The sequence below is a fragment of the Stenotrophomonas sp. genome, assembly GCF_032066555.1.
Lineage (GTDB): Bacteria > Pseudomonadota > Gammaproteobacteria > Xanthomonadales > Xanthomonadaceae > Stenotrophomonas.
In genome coordinates, this window is sequence record NZ_DAMBKV010000008.1 from 111,235 (window position 1) to 117,919 (window position 6,685).

Consider the following 6,685-nt stretch of genomic DNA (forward strand, 5'->3'; position numbering starts at 1 on the left):
TTGCGGGAGAGGGGAGCGAAAGCAAATGACACGAGTTCCAGCATTGCCGGCGCTCACGCGGACCAAAGCCTCTCTCTCCTTGCGGGAGAGGGGAGCGAAAGCAAATGACACGAGTTCCAGCATTGCCGGCGCTCGCGCAGACCAAAGCCCCTCTCCCCTCGCGGGAGAGGGGTTGGGGAGAGGGGGAAAGCTCTCCCCCCACACAACAACAACCCAAGGGAACCCACCCCATGTCCCACATCCCCCAGATCAAAATTCCGGCCACCTATATGCGCGGCGGCACCTCCAAAGGCGTGTTCTTCCGCCTGGAAGACCTGCCGGCCCGCGCGCAGCAGCCCGGCGTGGCCCGTGATCGCCTGCTGCAGCGGGTGATCGGTTCGCCCGATCCCTATGCCAAGCACACCGACGGCATGGGCGGCGCTACCTCCAGTACCAGCAAGTGCGTGATCATCGCGCCCAGCAGCAAGCCCGATCACGACGTGGACTACCTGTACGGCCAGGTGTCGATCGACACCGACTTCGTCGACTGGTCCGGCAACTGCGGCAACCTGTCCACCGGCGCGGGCGCGTTCGCGCTGCATGCTGGCTACGTCGATCCGGCACGCGTGCCCGAGAACGGCATCTGCGCGGTGCGCATCTGGCAGGCCAACATCAACAAGACCATCATCGCCCACGTGCCCATCACCAACGGTCAGGTGCAGGAAGCCGGTGACTTCGAACTGGACGGTGTTACTTTCCCGGCCGCGGAGATCGTGCTGGAGTTCATCGACCCGGCCGACGAGGGTGAAGGCGAGGGCGGTGGCGCGATGTTCCCCACAGGCAACCTGGTCGATGAACTCGATGTGCCCGGCGTGGGCAAGCTGCAGGCGACGATGATCACCGCTGGCATCCCCACGGTGTTCGTCAATGCGCAGGACATCGGCTACACCGGTGCCGAGCTGCAACCCGCCATCAACGATGACAAGGCGGCGCTGGCAAAGCTCGAGGCAATCCGTGTTGCCGGCGCGCTGCGCATGGGCCTGATCAAGACCCCTGAAGAGGCGCTCAAGCGCCAGCACACGCCCAAGGTCGCCTTCGTCGCGCCGCCGCAGGACTACCTGTCCAGCGGCAACAAGCAGATCCATGCCGCCGACATCGACCTCAATGCGCGTGCCATGTCGATGGGCAAGCTGCACCACGCGATGATGGGCACGGCCTCTGTCGCCATCGCCACGGCAGCGGCAGTGCCGGGCACCCTGGTCAACCTCGCCGCCGGTGGTGGTCAGCGCGATGCGGTGCGCTTCGGCCATCCGTCCGGCACGTTGCGTGTCGGCGCCGCGGTCGAATGGGTGGATGGCCAATGGACCGTCACCAAGGCGGTGATGAGTCGCAGTGCGCGCATCCTGATGGAAGGTTGGGTACGCGTGCCCGGTGATGCGTTCTGAGGCCTTGCGCTGTCCAAGCCAGGATGAGCGCCTGAAGAAGCGTCAGGGCCGCTGAAATCAGCGGCCCTTTTGCTGTTGATGGCCCGCGTGGAGCGGGCGTTGTGCGGGAACAGGAATTCCAGACAAATCGCCTGCAGAAAGCGCACCGCTACACAGGCCTTTACATGCGGGCTGGTTATACTCGGGCGATCTGCGGGAGGACGCCATGGGTAACAGGATGTTGACGCGTATTCGCTGGGCTGCAGTCGCCTTGATGGCGCTGGCCCTGGTTGCAGGATGCAAGCGTAACGAAAGCGGGCAGTTGCCCGGGGCCAGCGGGGAGGCGATCAAGACCACCCAGGAGGAGGTCAAGGGCTTCGCCATGCTGCGCGCCTACCCGGACCAGAAGAGCGGCGATGGCCTGGCGCTGGCGGTGGAGTTCTCGCGGCCGCTGGTCGGCACCCAGGATTTCGACAAGCTGCTGCGCTTCGAGGAGAAGGTAGGCAACGAGGACAGCAGCTGGTCGCTGTCCGACGACGGCAAGACCCTGCGCTATCCCTATGTGGAGGCGGCCAAGGAATACACCCTGATCATCTCCGCCGACCTGCTGGCTGCCGACGGCAACCGCCTGGGCAGCGAGGTCAAGCAGAAGGTGTTCACCGGCGAGCTGGACCCGGCGGTGGGGTTTGCCTCGCAGGGCAGTGTGCTGCCGGCCAAGGACAGCCGCGGCCTGCCGGTGGTGTCGGTGAACGTGCCGGAGGTGGACGTAGAGTTCCTGCGCGTGCGCGAGAAGGACCTGCCTACCTTCTTCAGCCAGTACCAGCGCGGCGGCCGCCGCGGCAGCTGGGAGCTGGACAGCGAATACGGCGACAACACCCCGCTGAACCAGCTGGCCGAGCCGGTCTACGTCAACCGCTTCGTGCTGGGCGGCAAGCAGAACGAGCGCGTGCTGACCTACCTGCCGATCCAGGACGTCAAGGAACTGCAGCAGCCGGGCCTGTACTTCGCGGTGATGAAGCGCACCGGCAGCTTCGACAACGAGTTTGATACCGCCTTCTTCACCGTCAGTGACATCGGCCTGCACACCCGTGCCTACAAGGACAAGCTGTTCGTGCATACCGCTTCGCTGGCCGATGGCGCGCCGGCCAGGAAGGTCGAGCTGAAGGTCATCGACGGCAAGGGCGAGGCCATCCTCAAGGGCCAGACCGATGCCAATGGCAATGCCCTGCTGAACTACACGCTGGATGCGGCGCATGTGCTGGTGGCCAGCAGTGGCAGCGACACCACCATGCTGCCGTTCAACCAGCCGGCGCTGGACCTGAGCGAGTTCGCCGTGGCCGGCCGCCAGAATGCGAACTTCGATGTCTTCGCCTGGTCCGGACGTGACCTCTACCGCCCGGGTGAAACGGTGCGCATCTCCGCGCTGCTGCGCGACAACGACGGCAAGACCCTGGCCGGGCCGGCCACCGGCGGCCAACCGGTGTTCCTGCGGCTCAAGCAGCCCGATGGAAAGACCTTCCGCGAGACCCGCCTGCAGCCGGGCGAGCAGGGCTATTTCGCGTTCGAGCAGACCATCCCGGTGGAGGCGCCTACCGGCCGCTGGACGGTGGAGTTCCGTACCGACCCGGGCAGCAAGGAAGCGGTGCAGGGCATGACCCTGCGCATCGAGGAATTCCTGCCTGAGCGCATGAAGCTGGACCTGGACAGCGCGCAGAAAACGCTCAAGCCGGGCGAGGCCCTGCAGCTGCAGGCCGACGCGGCCTATCTGTATGGCGCGCCGGCCGACGGCAACCGCTTCACCGCACGCTTGGCGGTGGCGGTGGAGCAGCATCCGGTGGAGGCCATGCCGGGCTGGTTCTTCGGCGACCCGACCGTGCAGTTGCCGCGCGAAGCCAATGACGTGATCGATACCACCCTGCCCAAGGACGGCAAGCTGCGCCAGGACGTCGCCTTGCCAGCCGAGGCAGGCAAGGCCACCACCGTGGCCGCGCTGTTGTCCGGCAGTGTCTATGAAACCGGTGGCCGCACCGTTACCCGCACCCTGAAGCGGGTGATGTGGCCGGCGCCGGTACTGGTGGCCGTGCGTCCCCTGTTCAACGACGCCGATGGTGCCGATGCCAATGCCAACGCGCGCTTCGAGCTGATGCGGGTGGACGCCGAGGGCAAGCCGCAGCCGGCCAAGGGGCTGAAGGTCACCCTGGTGCGCGAACTGCGCGACTACCACTGGACCTATACCGACAACCGCTGGGATTACGACTTCACCCGCCGTTTCGAGAACAAGGAAACCCGCACCATCGATGCCGGGACCACCGCGGCCCGTTTCGATTTCCCGGTGGAGTGGGGCGAGTACCGCGTGGACGTGTTCGACCCGGCCACCGGCCTGACCATGCGCTATCCGTTCCGCGCCGGCTGGAGCTGGAACGACGACAACCGTGGCCTGGATGCGCGCCCGGACAAGGTCAAGCTGTCGCTGGACAAGGCGGGCTACCGTGCCGGCGATACCGTCAAGGTCACGCTGACCCCGCCACATGCCGGCCGTGGCCTGCTGATGGTGGAAAGCGACCACATGCTGTACGTGCAGGACATCGACGCCAAGCCGGGCAGCACCTTTGAAATCCCGGTCACCAAGGACTGGGAACGCCACGATGTCTACATCACCGCACTGGTGTTCCGCGGCGGCACCGCGCCCAGCAAGATCACCCCGGCGCGTGCCGTGGGCGTGGCGCATGTGCCGATGGACCGCCGCGACCGCCGCGTTGCGGTCGGTTTGATCGCGCCCAAGCAGATGCGTCCGGAGCAGCCGATGACGGTGACCGTCAGCGCGCCGGAACTGGCCGGCAAGCCGGCGCACGTCACGGTGTCGGCGGTGGACGTGGGCATCCTCAACATCACCCGCTTTCCGGTGCCGGATGCACCGGCGCATTTCTTCGCACAGCGCCGTCTGGGCGTGGATGCCTATGACATCTACGGCCGGGTGATCGAAAGCTTCGAGGGCAACAGCGGCAAGCTGAAGTTCGGTGGCGACATGGCCTTGGCGGCCTTGCCGCAGGCCAAGCGGCCGACCGCGCGGGTGCAGACCGTGGACCTGTTCTCCGGACCGGTGGCGCTGGATGCCAAGGGCAATGCGCGGGTGCGTCTGCAGGTACCGGATTTCAACGGCACCCTGCGCGTCTCGGCGCTGGTCTACTCGGCCGACCGATACGGCAACCGTGACGTGGAAACGCTGGTGCGCGCGCCGATCCTGGCCGAAGCCAGCATGCCGCGGGTGATGGCGCCGGGGGACCGCAGCACGGTGACCCTGGACGTGCAGAACTTCACCGGCAAGCCCGGCGAATTTGCCGTGCGGGTGGACGGTGAAGGTCCGCTGGGCATTGCCGAGGCAAGCCGCAAGGTGCAGCTTGGCGTGGATGCCAAGAGCACCCTGAGCTTCCCGCTGAGTGCGCAGGAAGGCTATAGCGTGGCCAAGGTGCGGGTGCGGGTGGATGGCAATGGCTTCAAGGTGGACCGGCGCTATGACCTGCCAGTGCGTGCGGCCTGGCCGTCAGTGCTGCGCTCGCAGACCCGCACCCTGGACCCGCTGGCACCGGTCAACCTGGACAGCAGTTTCGCCAACGGCCTGATGGACGGTTCGGTCAATGCCCGCATGCTGGTCAGCGCGCTGCCGCCCATTCCATTCGCGTCGGCGCTGCAGGGGGCGTTGAACTACCCCTATGGCTGTGCCGAGCAGACCACCAGCAAGGGCTATGCGGCGCTGATGCTGGATGAGGCCACCTCGGCCATGCTGGGTGCCGATGGCCTGGATGCCAAGACCCGCCGCGAGCGCATGGAGGGCGCGTTCGGGCGGCTGGCCTCGATGCAGGTGGCCAACGGCAACTTCTCGATGTGGGGCGATGACGATTACATCAACCCGGCATTGACGCCGTATGTCGCCGAGTTCCTGCTCGACGCCAAGGATGCCGGTTTCGCGGTGCCGGAGAACGTGCTGCAGAAGGCCTTGAACCGCATCAGCGAAGACCTGCTCAGTGGCGGCAACCAGTTCTACGGCAGTGATCGCCGCGACGGTTTGAAGTTCGCCAACCAGGCCTATTCCGGCTACGTGCTGGCACGGGTCAACCGCGCCCCGCTGGGCACGCTGCGCACGCTGTGGGACAACGAACGCAGCAAGGCGGTCACCGGCCTGTCGCTGGTGCACCTGGGGGCGGCGTTGGCGATCCAGGGCGACAGCAAACGCGGCCAAGCGGCGATTGCCGCGGGCTTTGCCAAGTCCAGCGCTGACCGTCCGGAGTACTTTGGCGACTATGGCACCCGCCTGCGCGATGAGGCCTTGATGATCGCGCTGCTGCACGAGCGCGGCCTGTCCAAGCCAGAGTACGACGCGCGTGTGATCGATCTGGGCCGCACCCTGGATGTGCGTCGCGGCAACGGCCTGATGTGGCTGAGCACGCAGGAACAGGTGGCGCTGGCGCGTCTGGGCAAGGCTCTGATGGCCAACCAGAAGAAGCTGGTGTCCGGTGAGCTTGCGGTCGGCGACAAGGTCGAGGCCATCGATGCCCGCAAGGCCTTCGGTCGCGTGTTCGACATGGCGCAGCTGGCCCAGGGCGTGCGGTTCTCGCCGCAGGGCGAGGCGCCGATGTTCGCCAGCCTCGACGTTGCCGGCATCCCGCGCCAGCCGCCGGCGCCGGACAACAGCGTGATCGGCATCGAACGCGCGTGGTTCGGTACCGATGGCAAGCCGTGGACGCCGCGGTCGTTGAAGGAAGGCGAGGCCTTGATCGTACGGCTCAGCGTCACCTCCAATTCGAACATGCCCGATGCCTTGATCACCGACCTGCTGCCAGCCGGTCTGGAGATCGAGAACTTCAACCTGGGCGATGCCAAGCAATGGGCGGACGTGGTGGTGGGCGAGGTGCAGATCAGCGACCGTTCGCGCGCCGCCGACGTCAAGCACGAGGAGTTCCGCGATGACCGCTACGTGGCGGCGCTGAAGCTGTCGCGTGGCAGCACCGCGCACGTGTTCTACCTGGTGCGCGCGGTCACCCCGGGCACCTACATGGTGCCGCCACCGCTGGCCGAGGACATGTACCGTCCCGACCTGCGTGGCGTAGGCCGTGCCAACCCCAGCACGATCACGGTGGTGCAGCCGTAATCGGCTCCTGCTCCCTCCCTTTGCCAACGGCAAGGGGAGGGCGGGGGAGGGGTAAGCTCTTCCCCGACCAAGCCATTCCGCCGCAGCGCCACAGTCAACAATCGCGGTGCCCTGCTCCCTCCCTTTGCCGAAGGCA

General features: G+C 66.4%; 2 protein-coding genes. Both read left to right on the forward strand.

The genetic code is table 11. The features are described 5' to 3' along the window. The first annotated feature begins 230 nt into the window (after nucleotides 1-230). On the forward strand, nucleotides 231-1,424 hold the full coding sequence (prpF, locus tag RT131_RS11500; protein ID WP_313172949.1) for a 2-methylaconitate cis-trans isomerase PrpF: 1,194 nt from the start codon (nucleotides 231-233) through the stop codon (nucleotides 1,422-1,424). Between the two features lie 217 nt (nucleotides 1,425-1,641). Next, nucleotides 1,642-6,549, forward strand: a complete 4,908-nt coding sequence (locus RT131_RS11505; RefSeq protein WP_313172950.1) for an alpha-2-macroglobulin — start codon at nucleotides 1,642-1,644, stop codon at nucleotides 6,547-6,549. Nucleotides 6,550-6,685 lie beyond the last annotated feature (136 nt).

What these genes read in the sequence shown, in the direction of transcription:
- prpF (WP_313172949.1), top strand. Translation starts at nt 231, where the DNA reads ATGTCCCACATCCCCCAGATCAAAATTCCGGCCACCTATATGCGCGGC.
- RT131_RS11505 (WP_313172950.1), top strand. Translation starts at nt 1,642, where the DNA reads ATGTTGACGCGTATTCGCTGGGCTGCAGTCGCCTTGATGGCGCTGGCC.